Origin of the sequence: Fictibacillus sp. WQ 8-8, from assembly GCF_024494405.1 — a bacterium.
GTDB lineage: Bacteria > Bacillota > Bacilli > Bacillales > Fictibacillaceae > Fictibacillus_C > Fictibacillus_C marinisediminis.
In genome coordinates, this window is sequence record NZ_JAMXKG010000016.1 from 21116 (window position 1) to 37779 (window position 16664).

15 protein-coding genes are annotated in these 16664 nt (G+C 38.4%); 12 read left to right on the forward strand and 3 right to left on the reverse strand.

What is annotated here, in order from left to right; translation table 11 throughout:
* Positions 1-695: 695 nt before the first annotated feature.
* The 7 genes from M1K46_RS21850 to M1K46_RS21875 all read left to right on the forward strand — a co-directional run bounded on the left by M1K46_RS21850 (position 696) and on the right by M1K46_RS21875 (position 6012).
* On the forward strand, positions 696-1316 hold the full coding sequence (locus tag M1K46_RS21850; protein WP_256227691.1) for a hypothetical protein: 621 nt from the start codon (positions 696-698) through the stop codon (positions 1314-1316).
* Between the two features lie 801 nt (positions 1317-2117).
* Positions 2118-2918, forward strand: coding sequence for an ABC-three component system protein (locus M1K46_RS21855; RefSeq protein ID WP_256227692.1), 801 nt, complete (start codon positions 2118-2120; stop codon positions 2916-2918).
* Entirely contained in the window at positions 2902-3132 is a 231-nt protein-coding gene (locus M1K46_RS25925) for an ABC-three component system middle component 7 (RefSeq protein ID WP_375162236.1), read from the forward strand. The genes M1K46_RS21855 and M1K46_RS25925 overlap by 17 nt, the downstream gene beginning before the upstream one ends.
* Complete coding sequence (locus M1K46_RS21860; RefSeq protein WP_256227693.1) at positions 3122-4735, forward strand: DUF2326 domain-containing protein; 1614 nt, start codon at positions 3122-3124, stop codon at positions 4733-4735. Before M1K46_RS25925 ends, M1K46_RS21860 begins: the two co-directional genes overlap by 11 nt.
* Before the next feature lie 216 nt (positions 4736-4951).
* Entirely contained in the window at positions 4952-5314 is a 363-nt protein-coding gene (locus M1K46_RS21865) for a DUF2089 domain-containing protein (RefSeq protein WP_256227694.1), read from the forward strand.
* 16 nt (positions 5315-5330) lie between these two features.
* Complete coding sequence (locus M1K46_RS21870) at positions 5331-5720, forward strand: SHOCT-like domain-containing protein (RefSeq protein WP_256227695.1); 390 nt, start codon at positions 5331-5333, stop codon at positions 5718-5720.
* A gap of 10 nt (positions 5721-5730) precedes the next feature.
* On the forward strand, positions 5731-6012 hold the full coding sequence (locus M1K46_RS21875; protein ID WP_256227696.1) for a hypothetical protein: 282 nt from the start codon (positions 5731-5733) through the stop codon (positions 6010-6012).
* Positions 6013-6057: 45 nt separating this feature from the next.
* Here M1K46_RS21875 and M1K46_RS21880 read toward each other — a convergent pair whose 3' ends face one another.
* The gene (locus M1K46_RS21880; protein WP_256227697.1) at positions 6058-6411 is read right to left on the reverse strand and encodes a helix-turn-helix domain-containing protein; all 354 of its coding nucleotides are present in this window, start codon (positions 6409-6411) and stop codon (positions 6058-6060) included.
* 191 nt (positions 6412-6602) lie between these two features.
* Here M1K46_RS21880 and M1K46_RS21885 point away from each other — a divergent pair, with 191 nt between their 5' ends.
* The 4 genes from M1K46_RS21885 to M1K46_RS21900 all read left to right on the forward strand — a co-directional run bounded on the left by M1K46_RS21885 (position 6603) and on the right by M1K46_RS21900 (position 13364).
* Entirely contained in the window at positions 6603-7589 is a 987-nt protein-coding gene (locus M1K46_RS21885; RefSeq protein ID WP_256227698.1) for an asparaginase, read from the forward strand.
* Positions 7590-7611: 22 nt separating this feature from the next.
* Entirely contained in the window at positions 7612-9042 is a 1431-nt protein-coding gene (aspA, locus tag M1K46_RS21890) for an aspartate ammonia-lyase (RefSeq protein WP_256227699.1), read from the forward strand.
* A gap of 323 nt (positions 9043-9365) precedes the next feature.
* Positions 9366-11972, forward strand: a complete 2607-nt coding sequence (ppsA, locus tag M1K46_RS21895; protein ID WP_256227700.1) for a phosphoenolpyruvate synthase — start codon at positions 9366-9368, stop codon at positions 11970-11972.
* Positions 11973-12380: 408 nt separating this feature from the next.
* Positions 12381-13364: an aldo/keto reductase gene (locus M1K46_RS21900; RefSeq protein WP_375162237.1), complete on the forward strand. Its 984-nt coding sequence runs from the start codon at positions 12381-12383 to the stop codon at positions 13362-13364.
* Positions 13365-13462: 98 nt separating this feature from the next.
* On the opposite strand, the gene M1K46_RS21905 is transcribed toward M1K46_RS21900, so the two are convergent.
* Positions 13463-13984, reverse strand: coding sequence for an ECF transporter S component (locus M1K46_RS21905; RefSeq protein WP_256227702.1), 522 nt, complete (start codon positions 13982-13984; stop codon positions 13463-13465).
* Positions 13985-14224: 240 nt separating this feature from the next.
* On the reverse strand, positions 14225-15406 hold the full coding sequence (locus tag M1K46_RS21910; protein ID WP_256227703.1) for a DUF4317 domain-containing protein: 1182 nt from the start codon (positions 15404-15406) through the stop codon (positions 14225-14227).
* Between the two features lie 347 nt (positions 15407-15753).
* On the opposite strand from M1K46_RS21910, the gene M1K46_RS21915 reads away from it, so the two are divergent.
* Positions 15754-16461, forward strand: a complete 708-nt coding sequence (locus M1K46_RS21915; protein WP_256227704.1) for a hypothetical protein — start codon at positions 15754-15756, stop codon at positions 16459-16461.
* Positions 16462-16664: the final 203 nt, after the last annotated feature.

The window sequence follows — 16664 nt, forward strand, 5'->3', positions numbered from 1 at the left end:
ACTACAAAAACAAATATCAAAAATTATTAAATGCTTTTAGGTTGCAACAGTACTTGGAACACTTACAGAATATACACCTATCACAGATAGTTATAATGAATTATCTTATTTTCTTCCTAAAACAGAGAAAGAGCACACACGTGATTTACTAAAAGAAAAACTTCGTGCAAGAATAATTGAAAAGGTATTACCTGTTCCTGCTATTGTTGACGATCCTTATGATATTTTTCGATTTAAAGAAAAACATTATGATAAGCTAAGAAGATTTCGCAGATATATAGAAGAGTTTATTCTTCATCTTGAACTTGTTCCAGAATTTCAAATTGAGGAAAAAATAAAGTATTTTGCTGAGAGTTCTGAGGATGAAATAAGATATATTTCAGGTGAAATGAAATCTTTTAAATGGAACATGATAAATTTTTCTACAATTTGTTCAATAGCTTCTTCGGCCATTGATTTTACGAAAGGAATTGCTGAAGATAGTAATCTAGACACTACAAGTGCAACAGTCAGTTTATTGGGTGCAGTTGGTTCGGCACTTAGCAGTGAGAAAAAAACGAAATTGAACGTCGCCCATTAGCATATGCAGCCATTGTTGAGAGGGAATTTAATATAAATAACATTCCTTCAACATAAGTATTTGGTAGTGCATTTGCAGTTCTAAATTTAATATAAAATGTCAAGGAGGGAGATAAGTGAAAGAGAAATTTATTATCTTATTAGATAATAATAAAATCTTTTTATTATTAATTTTTATATTATCAGTTTTAGGAGTAATATTAAATCGTTTCGCCCCTGCTCAATCATCAATATTAGTGTATCTCTTTTTGACTTTGTTCTATGCCAGATTAATTAGAAGTTCAATTATAGAAGCAAATACCGTATTTCGCCAAGTAATTTGGTTAATCTCTGCACCAGTTATACTTGCTTTATTACCGTTTATGGTAATCGGTGTGTTTATACCTATGCTTATAAATAATGACTTGTACTTTTTTTTAATTTATGTTTTTTTCTTTATATTGACTTGGGTTTTTGTTGCTTTCGTTTTTGATATTGAAAAAATTAAAGTTGCAGTACAAATTGTTAATGCATTATTTTTAAGTATATTAAGTGTAACATTTGTTTTTTACTTTACACCCGACCTATTAAAAGACATCTTTAGTAAAGAGGTATTAGTAGATATTAAAAAGGATGGTTTAGAAATAGAAAGTTTAATTGACTTGTTTATAAAATTATTAACTATTCCTTATATACTCTCAGGCATTTGGGTAAACGTGGCGATAGCATACAGGGAATACAAAAACGCAAGTAGATAATTTTAATAAGTAGACCTCAAGTCCAGTTACTTTATGTTTTTACAAGGGTTGTTCATCCATTCTTGCTGCAATTTTAAGAAAATGCTGGTGGCGCAAGCATGCCTGACATGGGCGGTATGATGTAACGCCCTGAAGCCTTGATATACCAGCATTATAATGAGGCGCTTCTCATGAGTTCACCGCACTCTTGAGTGGCTTCTTTTTTATTTCTAAGGTTATGTGGATATATACATTTTTTGTAGATCGTTTACTGCATTTTAAACATCTATGACCCAAATAACAGAAACTGTGATCGTAGAAGAAGTTTTAGAACGGATTGATTTTTAATAAACCGCCCACCAGTTATGATATAAGGAGTTAAGAAATTCAGGTGTGTTTTCACGTTTACCTGAAGGTTCTATTTTGAAGCGTTTTATAAGTCCACTAAGCTTATAACATGCTTCTTTTTTTACAGATAATAAATAAATAAAATTCTACAAAATTAAAATAGCTCCTTGCTTGCAGTAGTTGTGAAATGCACCTCAACTGTTCCGATACTGCAATATACAACTATTAATATTTTATTTTCTTAATTAAACCGGTCTAAAATGTTTAGAAGTATATTATTTAATAAAGTTATCTACTAATAATATGATACTCCAGTTTGAATATTACATTGAAAGGCCATTTATTCTACACAGTATTTTATCTAATTATTATAAATAAAATAGGGAGAATTGTAGTATTATGGTAAATATAGGTTGGTGGAAATAAGTTTTCTGTGTTTAGCTGTCTATTTACCTTAGATAAGGAGGCGTAAACTTGGGTGAAGCAAAAAAAGTAGATCCATATTTGATTGATCGAATACCAATAACTAAAAACATGGATCATGCCTATTTATTAGAGGTAGGTGGACTTTGTCCTTTGTGTGGAAAAAATTTATTAGTAGCCAAAGGAAATAGCAAAAGTAAACTCTATCAAATAGCTCATATATATCCGAATAGTCCCCTACAGGCTGAAATAATAGAACTAGATGGATTAGAACGTTTAGGCACAAATTGTGAGGACTTCAAAAATAAAATTGCATTATGTAAGGATTGTCATGGTTTATACGACGATAACAAAACAAAAAATGAATACTTAAGATTAGTAGGGTTAAAAAAGAAACTATTAAACCTTGCAAATGCACGAGTATCAGCTTCTCATCAAGATATAGAGGATGAAATTATTTTAGTAATCAATGCTCTTTCCACTGCTAACATGAAAACACTAAAGAGAATGGAATTAGAAAACAAAGCATTAAAGATATCAGAAAAAATCGAAGATACGTATCCAATTTTAAAAACTAAGATTGAATCGTATGTTTGTATTTATTTTAATTTTATTAAAGAAACATTCCGGAATCTGGAAGATTCTGGACAGCTTAATTTTAATATAATTGCATCCGAAATAAGGACAACCTTTCTAAAATGTGAGAAAGAAATATCGGTTAAAAGTGATATTTTTTCCTCCTTGGTTAACTGGTTGCACTCTCGGGTAAGCAGCTCATCTTATGAAGCCTGTGAAGTTGTAGTGTCATATTTTGTGCAAAACTGTGAGGTATTCAATGAAATTACCGAATAAATTATTTTCTTATAAAGAAAGTGTAATAAGTAAATTTCCAATAATTCTATTTGAGATAAAAGAGAAAAAACACATAACTATTTATCAACTATATTTAAATGTAGTAAATGAATTTGAGAGCACAGCTGAATTCATAGAAACATTAGAATGCTTATATACTCTTGGAAAAATTGATTATGATTATAACTTAAGGAGAATTATCAATGCTGTATGAAATTATATGCGACAGATTTATGCAAACCAGAGTAGAGTTTCATGCAGGACTAAATACAGTGCTGGGTGATGACTTTGGAAGTAACTCTATAGGGAAATCTACCTTTTTAATGATTATTGACTTTGTATTTGGTGGTAAGGACTATGTTATGAAGTCATCAGATATACAGAGAAATATAGGAAATCATGAAATAAAGTTTTGTTTTATTTTTAATGAAGAGAAATATTTTTTTTCAAGGACTACAAATGATCTTGAAAGTGTTAATAAATGTGATAAGAACTATAATATATTGTCTAATATTTCCCTTGATAATTACTGTGAATTATTAAAAGACATGTATCAAATTTCTCTTAATGATATAAGCTTTCGCAATATTGTTGGTCGCTTTTCAAGAATATATGGAAAAGACAATTTAGATGAAAAACGACCGTTGAATATTGTTCCTAATGAAAAAATGGGGGAGCCAACTAATGCATTATTAAAGCTTTTTGGTTTATATAGTGTCATTTCTGAGTTAGATATCTTATTAAAAGAAAAAGAGTCCGAATTAAAAGCATTTAAAAATGCCCAAAAATATAATTATGTATCTTCGACAGGTAAAAGAAAATATGTAGCTAACTTAAAAGAGTTAACTTCTCTTAATAATGAAAAGGAACAAATATCAAAAGAATTAAATGGCTACTTCTTAGACATAGATTCTATAAAATCAGAGGAATTGTTACAATTGAAAAGAAATTTGTCAATTACAAAAAGACATCGTGGAAAGCTCCATTCACAATTGGCAATCATTGAAGGAAACATCAATGAAACGGGAAATCTGAAAGAAACAAATTTTGATGATTTATTAACTTTTTTTCCTGATGCTAAGGTAAGGAAATTGTCAGAAATCGAGAAATTTCATATAGAAATTAGAAAAGTATTAAAGTTGGAATTAAAACGAAAGAAATTAGAACTAGGCAAATTAATCGCAATTGCACAAAGTGAAATAGATGAATTAGAAGCACAAATCAACGAAATTATTCAAGTTCCTAATTTATCGAAAATGATACTAGTTAAATATTCAAATTTACAAAAAAGGATTGAAATCCTTGAAAATGAAAATAATGCATTTAATATGTCAAATACACTAAAATTTTCTAGAGAGGATGTTAAACAGCGGAGAGATAATTTAAAGCTTGAACAATTGCATCAGTTACAAAATATAATTAATACCAAAATGTTAGAAATCAATGATTACATATATTCAGGTAGTAAAAAGCCGCCCATTGTTACATTTGATAAGAATCAATATACCTTTGAAACTATAGATGATACAGGTACTGGCACGTCTTATAAAAGTATGGTTGTGTATGATCTAAGCATATTGGAGTTAACTCAATTACCTATTTTAATACACGACTCTGTGGTATTAAAACAAATATCCGATGTAGCCATTGAGAAAATATTGTTGAAATATAAAAGTGCAGATAAACAAATATTCATTTCCTTTGATAAAATTTCTGCTTATAGTCCAATTAGTCAAAAAATATTGAAGGAGACTAAAGTGTTAGAGTTATCAGTAAATGGAAAAGAGCTATTCGGATGGTCATGGAATAATAGATAGTAAACAGAAAGCTTATCATAAGTTCATTGTACTTATGATAAGCTTTTTTCTTTTGATATACGCTGATTCATTCTTTCCTTTGAACTATAAAATCAATATTATTAATAATGTTATTTATTATTTTAATAATATATAAGATAAAAATTAACATTTTTTATTTACTTATTAGAATATTCTTCGTATAATAAATGTAAAGTTAAGGAAGGGATCGTGAAAATGGCTTATCAAGTAATCACAGATTGTCCTGTCTGTAGTAAAACGCTGAAAATTACTAAACTGCACTGCACCCATTGCAGCACAACCATAGAAAATGAGTTTGAACTATCTAAACTGGCTTCATTATCAAAGGATCAGCTTCATTTTGTGGAAGTATTTTTAACATGTAGAGGTAATATTAAAGAGGTTGAAAAGGAACTGGGGATATCGTATCCGACGGTTCGCGGTAAGCTTTCCGACGTCATTTCATCTCTTGGTTATGAACAGAAGAAGAAAAATGAAGTCGACGAGAAAAAGGTTGTCACCATGTTAGAAAATGGCGAGATCACTCCGGAGGAAGCCATTAAACTTTTAAAAAAATGAATAAGGAGGGGTTATCATGAAAGAGGAAATTACAAGAGTGCTAACGATGGTGCAAGAAGGTAAAATTGATGCGGATAAGGGTGCAGAACTGATTCAAGTCTTAAAAGAAAAAGAAGAAACAGGCAGCGGTCGAGTAGAGAAAGCGGATAAGTATTTGGATAAAATGCTAAAAGTCCGTGTTTATTCGGCTGAAGGTGATAATGTCACAGCCAATCTGCCAATCAAACTAGTGAAGGTCGTGTTACTGGCGGGCCACAGCATCGCATCGAGCATTCCTGAATCAGAGAAATATGTAAAAGATATTGATATCAATCTGATTGTCGAAGCGATTGAAAACGAGTTGGATGGCCAAATTGTTAATGTGAAGTCAGCAAACGGAGATACCGTTTCTGTCATTATCGAGTAGTGGTTCGCCTATGTTGCAATTAAAGGTGAAAACAAAAGATGTACGGTTCACCATGCCTATTCCATACGCACTTCTAAGCATGGGAATTTCTATTTTCTCTTCAACGTTCTTTCAGCAGCAATTACAGAAGTGGACGAAGGATTATTCGGACAGAAAAAAATCGAGCTTTACTATGCCAATCATTGATAAAGAGATGCTAAAGTCCATCGTAAAAGAACTGAAAAACTACCCTGGATTGATCTTGGTTGATGTTAAAGCGCAGGATGGTACGGAAGTTAAGATCAGACTTTAATTCAATCAAAAAGAAGCTTCTCATGAGTTGAGTTGCTTCTTTTTTTTATGTACCTTCCAATTGCCGCTTGGCTCTGATAAACGCAATAAATTGCTGCATTTCTTCTTTAGAAAGGGAGATGCCGTCGACAGACAGATTTAAAGAAGACAGATCCGTTAATTCCATGCATGGGGACGTATCCTCAACCAGCTGAGGAGTTTGGTGATCGACTCTGCCCAGAATGTAATCGGTGGAGGTGTCAAATAAATCAGCGATTTGTGCAATGGCTTCCAATGAAGGGCGGCGGTGCCCCGATTCATAGCCTGCATATGTACTTTTAGCAATTCCGAGCCGATCCGCCGTATACTGCAGTGACCACCTTTTGTCCTTCCTTAAAGTTGTTAATCTAGTTAAAATCATCTTTTAACTCCCCTTTGATTTCGTTTATTATATCACAGATAAAAATAAGGTGTACGCGTATTGAATAATATAAGCTTGATTTCCCTCTCGATCATTACTAAAATTGCGTATGTAGTACGCGTAACGCATATTAATGAATAAATTAAACGCTCGTTTAATTTTTATAGAAATGGCTTTAAGGAGGGGTTATATTGAAGAAGTTGATTCTGCTTACTACCGGTGGGACAATTGCCTCGCTGGAAGGGGAAAATGGGCTGGTTCCTGAGATGACAGCCGACGAGATTTTACGTCATGTGCCGGGATTCAATTTACTCTGCCAGATTGATAGTAAGGCTTTGCTTAATATTGATAGTACCAATATGCAGCCGGAATATTGGGTTGAAATGGCAAAAGCGGTTTATGAGCATTACGAGGAGTACGACGGTTTTGTGATTACGCATGGAACAGACACCATGGCTTATACTTCAGCGGCTCTCTCCTATATGCTGCAGGATCTCGAAAAGCCAGTGGTGGTTACAGGTTCCCAAATCCCAATTTCTTTTAAGAAAACCGATGCGAAACGAAATATCGCGGACGCGGTTCGCTTTGCTTGTGAAGAGATCGGAGGCGTATATGTCGTTTTTGATGGGAGAGTCATTCAAGGAACAAGGGCCATCAAGCTGAGGACGAAGAGCTATGATTCGTTTGAAAGTATCAATTATCCTTATATTGCTTCGATTTATAAAGATCATATTGAGTACACCAAGCCTATTCATTACTCACAGAATAAGAAAATTAAGCTCGATACTTCACTTTGTACCGATGTTTCTCTGGTAAAATTATATCCTGGGATGAAGCCGGAATTCTTTGATTACCTGAAAACCCAGTGTCAGGGAATTGTGATCGAAAGTTATGGAAGCGGTGGCATTCCGTTTCAGGGTAGAAATATATTGGAGAAATTGGACGAATTAATTGAGTGTGGAATCCCCGTGGTCATTACGACACAATGTTTGGAAGAAGGGGAGGATATTGAAATATATGAAGTAGGGCGGAAAGTAAATCAAAACGTTATACGTTCCAGAAACATGAATACAGAAGCCATCGTACCTAAGTTTATGGGGGTTTTGGGTAAGACGCAGGATCCACGCAAGGTAAAGGAATGGATGGAAACCCCAATTGCAGATGATATCACATTCTAAAACACAAAAGGGAGCAGGGGAAATGATAACAAGTGAGACCGCATATCGCAGGGAAAAAGACTTTCTAGGTGAAAAGGTACTTCCTGCAGACGTTTATTACGGAATTCAAACGTCACGCGCTGTAGAAAATTTTCAAATCACGGGATACAGAATTCATAAGGAAATGATTCATGCATTAGCTATGGTGAAGAAGGCTGCGGCCTTGGCCAATATGGATGTTCACCGTTTATATAAAGGACTGGGTGAGCCGATCGTTCAAGCGGCTGATGAGATTTTGGCAGGGCAATGGCACGAGTACTTTATCGTTGATCCGATTCAGGGCGGAGCCGGGACTTCCATGAACATGAACGCCAATGAAGTCATCGCCAACCGTGCACTGGAACTGCTTGGCCATAATAAAGGCGACTACTTAAAATTAAGCCCGAACACGCATGTGAACATGTCACAATCGACGAACGACGTGTTTCCGACAGCGATTCATATTTCGACGCTTACATTGCTGGAGAAGCTGCTCGATACGATGGCTTATATGCTAGATGTTTTCAGAAAGAAAGCTGTACAGTTTGACCACGTGATTAAGATGGGGCGCACCCATCTTCAAGATGCGGTACCGATTCGCCTTGGCCAAGAGTTTGAAGCATACAGCCGTGTATTGGAACGCGACATTAAGCGTATTAAGCAGACGCGCGAGCATCTTTACGAAGTGAACATGGGAGCGACTGCGGTCGGGACAGGCTTAAATGCCGATCCACAGTATATTGAAAATGTGGTTAAGCACCTCGCAGACATCAGCGGCTTGCCGCTTGTCGGAGCGGAGCATCTTGTCGATGCGACGCAGAACACAGATGCTTACACAGAAGTTTCCGCGGCGTTGAAAGTATGTATGATGAACATGTCCAAGATCGCGAATGACTTGCGCTTGATGGCTTCAGGGCCTCGTGCGGGACTAGGTGAAATCAGCTTGCCATCGCGCCAGCCGGGATCATCTATCATGCCTGGAAAAGTAAACCCGGTCATGCCGGAGCTTATTAACCAAGTCGCGTTTCAGGTCATCGGGAACGACCTGACGATATGTTCTGCATCGGAAGCGGGTCAGCTGGAGCTGAATGTTATGGAGCCTGTGCTCGTCTTTAACTTGCTTCAATCGATCAGCATCATGAACAATGCCTTCCGAAGCTTTACGGATTATTGCCTGTCCGGTATTGAGGCGAACGAAGACCGCATGAAAGAATATGTGGAACGAAGCGTAGGCATCATTACCGCCGTCAATCCGCACTTAGGATACGAAGTTTGTGCACGAATTGCACGCGAAGCAATCACAACCGGCAAATCCGTACGAGAGCTTTGCCTGCTGTATGATGTCCTAACAGAAGAAGAATTGGATTTAATTTTGAATCCGTTTGAGATGACCATCCCGGGCATTGCGGGTGGGGTCCTTTTAAATCAAGAGTAATATGGAAAAGAGATGGTGAGCAAGTGCTCATCATCTCTTTTTTGCGTATCTCACCTTTTATAGTGGTATAAACGAATTTAAATAACTCCCAGTAAGGCGGGAATCCTTTTTTAAATCGGTTTTATAAAATTTCAATGTCTTAATCTTGAAAAGGTTTTTTCGGGCTAACTCTCCCTAAGTTAATTATAGCATATAAAAAATGGTAAAAATAGGCTGTTTATACTTATTTGCTGTTGATAAAATACAATTGAATTTTAATTCCATGCTTTAAGGGGGATAAGGATATCCAAGAAACCAAATCCAATGGTTAGGGGAGATATAGTATGCGTCCTTTGGTTCTCGATTTTCAGGAAATGGAAAAAACACAGCTTTTGCTCGTTGGCGGAAAAGGGTTAAATTTAGGGGAATTATCAAAAATTCAAGGAATACAAGTACCTGAAGGATTTTGTGTTACAACAGTGGGATATCAAAAAGCCATCGAACAAAACAAAACGTTTCAATCTTTGTTGGATGAGCTGACAAAGCTAAAAGCAGAGGATCGAGGTCAAATTGGTGAAATCAGCAAAAAGATTCGACAAATCATTATGGAAGCAGAAATTCCTTCCGATGTTGTGAACGCCGTTGCTGATTACCTCTCCCGGTTTGGCGATGAACATGCTTATGCCGTGCGTTCCAGTGCGACCGCTGAAGATCTGCCATATGCCTCTTTTGCTGGCCAGCAGGACACCTATTTGAATATCATCGGAAAAGAAGCAATCCTGCAGCATATCAGCAAATGCTGGGCTTCTCTATTTACAGATCGGGCGGTAATCTACCGTATGCAGAATGGATTTGACCACAGACAGGTTTATCTTTCCGTTATCGTTCAAAGGATGGTTTTCCCTCAGGTGTCCGGGGTTCTATTTACCGCTGATCCGATGACCTCTAACCGAAAGCTGCTTTCCATCGATGCCAGTTTTGGGCTTGGAGAAGCACTGGTCTCCGGCTTGGTCTCTGCCGATTGTTATAAAGTACAGGAAGGAGAAATCGTCGATAAGAGGATAGCAGCCAAAAAATTGGCCATCTATGGACGAAAAGAAGGCGGAACTGAGACTCAGCCGATCGATCCTGATCAGCAAAAGACTCAAACACTTACTGAACTGCAAATCCTGCAGCTGGAACGCATGGGAAGACAGATTGAAGCTTATTTTGGCAGCCCGCAAGATATCGAATGGTGTTTGGCTGATGATACATTCTACATCGTTCAAAGCCGGCCGATTACGACGCTATACCCTATCCCAGAAGCGGATGATCATGAAAATCACGTCTATATCTCTGTCGGCCACCAGCAAATGATGACCGATGCCATCAAACCATTTGGACTGTCGTTTTTCCTGTTAGTCACTCCAGCCCCGATGCGAAGAGCTGGAGGAAGATTATTTGTTGATGCGACAAAACGCTTGGCTTCACCTGGCAGTCGGAAAGGTCTACTACAGGCCATGGGCCAGCACGATCCGTTGATGAAGGACGCACTAATGACCGTCATTGAGCGAGAACATTTTATAAAATCGGTACCAGATGACGAAAATGCACAAGGGCAAAGAAAACATGGTCAACCTGCGGATGTTCCAGCACCAAACGAAAACGATCCGACCATCGTTACGGAGTTAATCAAGAAAAACGAAGCATCGATTGAAGAATTAAAACACAACATTAAAACCACATCAGGATCGGATTTAATGGATTTTATTTTGGAAGATATCCAGGAACTAAGGAAGATCTTATTTAATCCACAAAGTTCAGCTGTATTTATGGCTGCTTTCGATGCTTCAGCATGGATCAATGAAAACATGAACAAGTGGTTAGGTGAAAAGAACGCAGCCGACACGCTATCTCAATCTGTACCAAACAATATTACTTCGGAAATGGGTTTGGCATTAATGGATGTCGCCGATGTGATTCGTCCTTATCCAGAAGTCATTGAGTATCTGCAACAGGTAAAGGATGATCATTTTTTGGATGAACTCGTCCAATTTGAAGGAGGACAACAAACCCGGGACGCCATCCATCATTATCTCAACAAATACGGAATGAGATGTGCCGGAGAGATCGATATTACGAGAAGCCGTTGGAGCGAGAAACCAACAACACTTATCCCCTTGATTCTCAGTAACATCAAAAACTTTGAACCGAATGCCAGTCATCAAAGATTTGAGCAAGGGCGGCAGGAAGCTTTAAAAAAGGAACAAGAGTTATTGGATCGGTTGATGCAATTGCCGGATGGTAAACAAAAAGCCAAAGAGACAAAACGAATGATTCGCATCATCCGGAATTTCATTGGTTATCGTGAATATCCAAAATACGGCATGATCAATCGCTACTTCGTATATAAGCAGGCATTACTGAAAGAAGCCGAACAACTCGTTCAAGCCAATGTGATTCATGAAAAAGAAGATATATACTATCTCACGTTTGAAGAACTTCGCGAAGTCGTACGCACAAATAAGCTGGATGAACAGATCATCAGCAAACGAAAAGACGAGTACAAATTATATGAAAAACTAACTCCCCCACGTGTGATCACGTCTGATGGTGAAATCATTGCAGGTGAGTACAAACGAGAAAATCTCCCAGCCGAAGCGATTGCAGGCCTGCCTGTTTCTTCCGGAGTTATAGAGGGCAGAGCACGTGTCATCTTAAACATGGAAGATGCTGATCTGGAAGATGGAGATATATTAGTCACCTCCTATACTGACCCTAGCTGGACACCATTATTTGTATCCATAAAAGGTCTAGTTACCGAAGTTGGTGGACTGATGACCCATGGAGCAGTTATCGCACGTGAATATGGCTTACCAGCAGTTGTCGGGGTGGAAAATGCCACCGGACTAATAAGAGACGGACAGCGAATTCGGGTGCATGGTACAGAAGGGTATATAGAAATATTGTAAATGAACGATCATTAGGATGAACGGGTCATTATGATAAGCCGCCAATTGATTAGGCGGCTTTTTTGTGTGAGAGTGTTTAAAGTCCAAACAGATAAGGAATCAAATTAAAGTAGCTTTTTTTACGCTGGAGTATTGCCCTTTACTTTTTATAATAGGCTCTTTTCTAAAAGATTCTTGCTTTGGGAACATTTTTGTAAAGAAACTTCATCGACAAGTTGATTGGAGTGCAAGGGGCGAGACTCCAGCGGGACGAGCGTGACAGGTGAAACCAAGGAGGCGCTTGCGCTGGTGGGTTCAACGCACGCCCCGCGGAAAGCGAGCAGCCTGGAACGGAAAACAACTACCCTCAAGAGCAACAAAGGTTGCGAAAACAGCCTTATAAAATCACTAATCTTCTAATAGGAGGCAATGACTATGAGCTTGATTAAAGGAAAGTTGGGGCTGGGTACGGCCCCGCTTGGAAATATGTTCAGGGAAGTGCCGGAGGAGGAAGCAAGGGAAACGATTGAGACCGCTTGGGATCTGGGGATTCGGTATTTTGATACAGCCCCATTTTACGGTGCGGGATTGGCCGAATTGCGGCTCGGAGAAGTATTGTCCCAACACAATCGTGATGACTATTTATTATCAACGAAGGTAGGCAGGGTCGTTGAAGAGGAGACAGAGAAAAAGGAAGGGATGTTTGAGTACGGCCGTAAAAATAAGATTACTACGGACTACAGTGAAGATGCGACGCTTCGATCCATTGAGCAAAGTCTTGAGCGTTTAAAAACGGATCGTCTGGACTTTGTGTACGTGCATGATGTGTCGCCTGATTTTCACGGAGACAAGTGGGCAACACAGTTTGATATTGCGAGAAAAGGGGCGTTTCGCGTGCTGTCCCGCCTGCGTGAAGAAGGTGTAATCAAAGCGTGGGGGCTTGGTGTCAACCGTACCGAACCGATCGAACTCGCCATTGAACTGGAAGAAACACGCCCAGATATCTGCCTGCAAGCGACCCATTATACGCTTTTAAACCATGAGCACGCCTTGCTTAAATTAATGCCAAAGGCGGCAGAGAAAAATGTAAAGATTGTGGTCGGAGCTCCATTCAATTCCGGCGTATTGGTTGGAGGAGATCATTTCGATTATGGAAAGATTCCTGATGACATTGCTTCGAAAGCGAAGCGGATGAAGCAGATTGCTGAAAAGCATCAGATTAGCATTAAAAGTGCAGCTCTTCAATTTTCAATGGCCCATCCTGCAGTAGCTGCTGTCATTCCCGGCTCTACCCGGACGGAACATGTGAAAGAGGATATAGCAGCCGCCAAGGAAAAAATTCCTTCTGCTTTCTGGCAGGAGCTCAGGGAACAAAGTCTTGTAGCACCAAATGCCCCTCTGCCAATCGATTAAACAGGACTATAAAAAAGCTTCTCATCCTTTTGAAAAGGGGTGAGAAGCTTTTTCATTCATTCGTTGCTTTTTCCCAGAAAGCTTCCGGGATATTCAATCTATATAATTCTTTTCTTTATGCGTGCTACAAGCGGCACGACAATAATACCAGCTACAACAACCTGCAAAAAATTCCCCGGAATAGACCCAAAAGGCTGAACCCAGTTATGATAAAGGATTACTTCTGCAAAGTAGTAGCCGATGATTTTAATGATAAGGGCGGCGGCTACGGCCAGGGTGTTGACCAGCACTTTGTTGCCGGGTACTTTTTCGGAGATGAGTCCGGCTGCATATCCCATTGCTCCTACGATAACGAAGGTAAACGGTGCCCACACCGTCCACGGGGAGAGGAGATCAAATAAACCCATTCCGACTGCGCCTGCAATGGCTCCTGTTTTTCTGCCGAAAACAAATGCCGCTACAAATAGAGGAACGTTACCTAGATGAATTAATCCTCCGTTACCCATGATCGGAAGTTTGAAGTTAATGTACGTTGCCACAAAAGTCAATCCGATGAAAAGGGCATTGATGACTAATGCTCTTGTTTTTGTGGATGCTATCGATGATGATGTTGTATTCACATAATTACCTCTTTCATTTATATTTCAGCCTACTAGCTTTTTTATTTGTAAAGGTGTGGGATATCCCACTCATCTATTATAGCTATCTGTCACGCTTTAGAAAATAGTAAATATACGGCATTTAGGGGTGAACCCTTGGGGTATGGAAGGCAATATCGAAAAAAAATCTATAAAAAAGCTTCTCATAAGTTAAAAACTTGTGAGAAGCTTTTTCTATCTTTTACTGTTCGTTTTGATCGATTAATTCTCCACTTTCTCCGCAAAAGCCTCTGGAATCATCGTAAAGCCTTCGATAACGGTGTCTTCTTCCACTTCAATCATGAGGTAGCGTTTGCCGCTGAGATGAACTTGTTTGACGTATCGCAGATCCTGAGGGCTGATGGAGATGTTGGCGACTTTGGTGTTAATTTTAATGGATTTTGAATTATACTTCGGAACGACGCTGGTTGCTTTAATCTCGTACTTGTCATCATCTATTACATTTTTGAAGGCTAATTCTACCCTTTCCGTGTTGATGTCTTCAAGGCCGCTCATCTTGAGCACACGTTCCACGTCCTTGGTGTCCAATTTTGGTTGTTCTTCCTCTTCATTTTCTTCAATCATACGGTGAATTTCTTCATACACATTGGAGAGAGTGGATGTATTTAATTGATCACTGGTTACGTTTTTAATAATTTCTTCAAAAACGGCTTTATCATCCCTAGCTGTCATCATTTCTTCAGCGTTTAACACTTGCTCTATGAATGAATAATCAGGCTCATGGATTTTCCCTGCCGAATACAGGATGTGGTTCACATCGGCCGCATTATCAGTGAAACAAGGAAACAGGAATCCTGCAATTGGTGCATTCAGGTTGATGATGGGATCAAGCACAAAGTTGTATTTGAACTCTTTTTCCACATAGTCAAACAGCAGTTCCTTTTTAGGATCTTGCGTATTGTTAATACTGCAAAGAATAAAGGGATGAGAGTAAACGGTATCGTGTCCATTTTCCTCAGAATCAGCACCACGGCGTTTAGTCGGTTTGAAGTATTCTCCTTTAATGAAGGTAATCACGATATCCATCTCGTATAGCCGATCCTGCAGCATTTTGCCTACCATTTGGAGCATTCGCTCTTTCCAGTCCTCGGTATCACTGCTGAGCAAACCTTGATGGAGGATGAGCTGGCTGCTGTTCTCAGCATTACGTTGAAACTTTAATTCAAAGAGCTTCTCATCCAGGTTGCCGGCAAGTAATTTTTTAAAATTATTCAGAAACAGCTCTTGTTGTTCAGAATCTAGCATTTCAAAAGGCTGGCTCTGGTGATGATAAATGTCACTCGATTCTTTCGTTATATACACATTAAAGATGGTGGAGATGTTAAGTGAAGCATTTTCTTTTTTAAATTGTTTTCGCAGCTGTGCGATATCTTTTTTGTTCATAGTTTAATACACTCCTAAGTTGCCCTGATTTGTAAATTTGAAGGTAGAAAGGGCTCTCCACCTTGAGTATGAAGCAGCATTTATTTTAACATAAATTGTTTATACTTAGGCGAGTTAAGGGTGATGGGGTTTTTCTGCAGAGGAGTGGACAAGTGGCTCTTTTATGTATCTTGTATCGCTGGGCGATATGCAAGTTTGTCAAAAAATCTTCATATTTAACGAAATGATATACTTAGATAGGTATATCTCATCTTAATAAAAATGCTTAAGTTTTTTGTATCGCTGGGCGATATAACTTGCGAATGTAACCTGCATAATAAACTATTAAATAGAAAAGGAGGCCCGATATGCGACGTGATATACAACCGAATGAACGAGCTTTCTCCTCCAAGGAAGTCGCGGAAGCAGTGGGGATAGCAACCCCCACTGTTCGAAAGTACGGACAAGTCTTAGAGCGGAATGGGTATGAGTTTTTGAAAGATGGCGATCGGCGTATCTTTGTAAAATCTGACATCGAAGCGCTTATAGCGCTTCGCGATACGGCCAACTCCCTGGACGATACAGCTAAAGATCTTGTAGATCTGCAACAAGAGAGATTAAAAGAATCCAATGAAACAGAGATTGCTGTATCCGATACATATGAAGAGTTACCCCATGACCCCAATCAACTAAAAGAAGTCTTAATGATTTTATTCAAGGAACTCGCAGCCACACGAGAAATGAACGTCCAACTGACACACGATATATCCCAGCTTAAGACAACTGTTTCCCGACTCCAGCAAGATCATCATGTTATAAGTTCTAGTATTGGAAATTCAGCGCAAAAGACTAATGCTAAAATTGAAAAATTAACTGAACAACAAAAACACCATTACGAAACATTGCTGCAGCAAGAAAAACAAAAAAGTGAACTCTTACAAAAAGAAATACAAAACATGCGGGACGAACAGAAAAGAGAATGGAGTTCACAAAGTGATTTTAATAAACGTTTAGAAGAAGCGATACAAAAACGTAATGGGAAATGGGGTAAGCTTTTCTCCATATTCGGAAAATAAGGTGCAGAAAGGTTTCATATCGCAGGGCGATATAACATGAGATTGCGATCGATTTTGCTAGAGACCTTGTGTATCAAAAAATACCATTCAGAATTCACGATTTTCACAAATTAGCTATTTCCCGAGAAATATCTACAAATTCTGAGTAGATATCGACAAAGTCAAAAGCCAAGACGACAAGGAATATTATAAAAATCCAAAAA

Bases quoted from the DNA above. Each gene is read 5' to 3' on its own strand.
- M1K46_RS21915 (WP_256227704.1), top strand. From the start codon at position 15,754: ATGCGACGTGATATACAACCGAATGAACGAGCTTTCTCCTCCAAGGAA.
- ppsA (WP_256227700.1), top strand. From the start codon at position 9,366: ATGCGTCCTTTGGTTCTCGATTTTCAGGAAATGGAAAAAACACAGCTT.
- M1K46_RS21860 (WP_256227693.1), top strand. From the start codon at position 3,122: ATGCTGTATGAAATTATATGCGACAGATTTATGCAAACCAGAGTAGAG.
- M1K46_RS21880 (WP_256227697.1), bottom strand. From the start codon at position 6,411: ATGATTTTAACTAGATTAACAACTTTAAGGAAGGACAAAAGGTGGTCA.
- aspA (WP_256227699.1), top strand. From the start codon at position 7,612: ATGATAACAAGTGAGACCGCATATCGCAGGGAAAAAGACTTTCTAGGT.
- M1K46_RS21910 (WP_256227703.1), bottom strand. From the start codon at position 15,406: ATGAACAAAAAAGATATCGCACAGCTGCGAAAACAATTTAAAAAAGAA.
- M1K46_RS21900 (WP_375162237.1), top strand. From the start codon at position 12,381: ATGACTATGAGCTTGATTAAAGGAAAGTTGGGGCTGGGTACGGCCCCG.
- M1K46_RS25925 (WP_375162236.1), top strand. From the start codon at position 2,902: ATGAAATTACCGAATAAATTATTTTCTTATAAAGAAAGTGTAATAAGT.
- M1K46_RS21870 (WP_256227695.1), top strand. From the start codon at position 5,331: ATGAAAGAGGAAATTACAAGAGTGCTAACGATGGTGCAAGAAGGTAAA.
- M1K46_RS21865 (WP_256227694.1), top strand. From the start codon at position 4,952: ATGGCTTATCAAGTAATCACAGATTGTCCTGTCTGTAGTAAAACGCTG.
- M1K46_RS21875 (WP_256227696.1), top strand. From the start codon at position 5,731: ATGTTGCAATTAAAGGTGAAAACAAAAGATGTACGGTTCACCATGCCT.